The following is a 2,738-nucleotide window of genomic DNA, read 5'->3' as shown; positions in this document are numbered from 1 at the left end:
CCGTCGGGTTCATCGGCATGGCCCTCGGGGCGACCCTCGGCGGACTCCTCGCAGACCGCTGGGGACGCCGGCAGGTCTTCGCCCTCACGCTGCTGATCTACGGAATCGCGACGGGGGCCAGCGCCCTCGTCGGCGGGCTGGCAGCGCTGCTGGCGCTCCGCTTCCTGGTCGGCCTCGGACTCGGGGCCGAGCTCCCGGTCGCGTCGACCTACGTCAGCGAGTTCGCACCCGCACGCATCCGCGGCCGACTGATCGTGATCCTCGAGGCCTTCTGGGCGGTCGGGTGGACGGCGGCGGCCCTCATCGGGTTCTTCGTGATCCCGGCGTCCGACGACGGGTGGCGCTGGGCATTCGCACTCGGCGCGATCCCTGCCGCCTACGCGCTGATCGTGCGCTGGGGGCTCCCCGAGTCGCCGCGCTGGCTGGCCTCTCGAGGACGCATCGCCGAGGCTGACCGCATCGTCTCGGCCTTCGAGGCCGATGCCGGCGTCGACACCGCACCGGCGATCCGCCGCGAGCCCGCATCCCGTGCGATCGCGGTGACGAGCAGGGCGCGGCTGACGACGCTCTGGAACGCCGAGTTCCGAGTTCGAACGCTCTGCCTGTGGATCGTGTGGCTCTGCGTGAACTTCGCCTACTACGGGGCGTTCATCTGGATTCCGAGCATCCTGGTCGATGCGGGATTCGACCTCGTGCGCTCGTTCGGCTTCACGCTCATCATCACGCTGGCCCAGCTGCCCGGGTATGCCGTCGCCGCCTGGCTCATCGAGGTGTGGGGCCGACGCACGACCCTGTCGGTGTTCCTGATCGGCTCCGCGGTGTCCGCTGTGTTCTTCGGCACCTCGACCACGGAGCCTGCCATCATCGCCTCAGGCATGGCGCTGTCGTTCTTCAACCTCGGCGCGTGGGGCGCGCTGTATGCGGTGACCCCCGAGATCTATCCGACCTCGTTGCGCGGCACGGGCGCAGGGTGGGCTGCCGGCGTCGGACGAATCGCGTCGATCATCGCTCCGTTGGCCGTGCCGGTGCTTCTCGTCACCGGGGGAGCGCCTGTGCTCTTCGCGGTGTTCGGCGCCTGCTTCGTGGCGGCAGCCGCGGCGGCATGGGGGCTGGTCGACAGGGGCGGACTCGCGCTCGACGACAGATGACGCGGTCGGGTGTCCGTGAGCAGGAATAGGCTGTCGTGGTGACAGACGTACGCTATGTGGCCATCGGCGATTCCTTCACCGAGGGAGTGGGTGACCTGCTGCCCGACGGCCGCGAGCGAGGGTGGGCCGATCTCGTCGCCCAGGGCTGGGCAGACGCCGCCGGGCATCCGATCCAGTACGCCAACCTCGCGATCCGCGGCAAGCTGGCGTGGCCCATCGTCGAACAGCAGCTCGAGCCGGCCCTTGCGTTGCGCCCCACCCACCTGTCGTTCAACGGCGGTGGCAACGACATGCTGCGGCCGAAGAGCGATCTCGAGCACATCGCCGACGCGTTCAGCAGGGTCCTGCGTCGGTGCGACGAAGAGGGCGTCACGCTGATCCTCCTCTCCGGCGCGAATCCGAGCGGACAGCTCCCGATGGGGTCGCTCGTGCAGCGCCGCGGCGACCTGCTCTCCGACGCTGTGCTGCGGCGCATCGAGGGGCGTGACGATGTCGTGCGTGCCCTCAACTGGCCGGATCGCGAACTCGCACGTCCGCCGTACTGGTCCGAGGATCGACTGCACATGAACGTGGCCGGTCACCCCCGGGTGGCGGCCCGTGTGCTCCACGGCCTGGGCTTCGAGCCCCCGGCCACATGGTGGTCTCCGTCTGCTCTCACAGCGGGGGGACCGGCGGGTCTCGCGTACTACCGCGAGTTCGTCGGACCATGGGTCAGACGTCGCGTCACCCGCACATCATCGGGCGACGGGCGGGCGGCGAAGTACCCGGACTGGGTCGAGCGGACGCCGCACGCGTGACCGACATCGAGATGCGCCGCATCCCCGGTGGGCAGGTCACCCTGCACGACGCCCGGCTCAAGGTGCAGCGCACGGTCGACGTGCAGGACTTCGAGATCGGAGTGTTCCCGATCACCGAGGAGCAGCTCGCAGAGGTGCTGCCGATCCCCTCGCACCACCCCCGTCGACCCGCCGCGGACGTGAGCTGGCTGCGGGCGGTCCACTTCTGCAATGCGGCGTCCGAATGGGAGGGTCTCGACCCGGTCTATCATTTCGACGGCGAGGAGGTCAGCTGGGATGTGACCGCCGACGGCTACCGGTTGCCGACAGGGGCCGAATGGGAGTTCGCATGCCGTGCGGGCTCGACGGGCCCGCACTACGCGCCGCTGCCCGATGCCGCGTGGACCGGTGCCGACGGCGTGCGCACCCCGCAGGACGTGGGAGGCAAGCTGCCCAACCTGCACGGACTGTTCGACACCCTGGGCAATGTGTGGGAGTGGTGCTGGGACCTGCTCGACCCCGCTCGGTACGACGACTATCGCGTGTTCCGCGGCGGAGGGTTCGCGGACGACGCCTGGAGTGTTCGCGCCTCTGTGCGCCGCGGGGGAGCCCCGCGCATGCATCACGAAGACGTCGGGGTGCGGGTCGCCCGCGGTTTCTTCGACACACCGGGCGAGGCGCTGGGGTTGTCGGCGCAGGCGGATCGTTAGCGCTAGGCGTTCGACGGCGCCGTCCCGTTCGGGTGGACTCTTCTGCGACGCCCAGGGCGGTTCTCGCCGTCAGGGAGGAAGCTGTTTGAGCATGTACCGGTTCG

Annotated in this window: 3 protein-coding genes; all 3 read left to right on the top strand. The window is 69.8% G+C overall.

What is annotated here, in order from left to right:
* Positions 1–1,148, top strand: a 1,148-nt coding sequence (locus J7E68_RS15960) for an MFS transporter (protein ID WP_215174230.1), incomplete at its 5' end; no start/stop codon positions are given.
* A 38-nt stretch (positions 1,149–1,186) separates the two neighbouring features.
* Positions 1,187–1,945 (top strand): SGNH/GDSL hydrolase family protein, encoded by a 759-nt coding sequence (locus J7E68_RS15955; protein WP_215174228.1) that lies wholly within the window; start codon positions 1,187–1,189, stop codon positions 1,943–1,945.
* Positions 1,946–1,956: 11 nt separating this feature from the next.
* On the top strand, positions 1,957–2,634 hold the full coding sequence (locus J7E68_RS15950) for an SUMF1/EgtB/PvdO family nonheme iron enzyme (RefSeq protein ID WP_251049068.1): 678 nt from the start codon (positions 1,957–1,959) through the stop codon (positions 2,632–2,634).
* Positions 2,635–2,738 lie beyond the last annotated feature (104 nt).

This window comes from Microbacterium sp. ISL-103 (genome assembly GCF_018613995.1).
GTDB lineage: Bacteria > Actinomycetota > Actinomycetes > Actinomycetales > Microbacteriaceae > Microbacterium.
The sequence above is the reverse complement of the archived record's forward strand: the minus strand, read 5'-3'. Positions and strand labels throughout refer to the sequence as shown.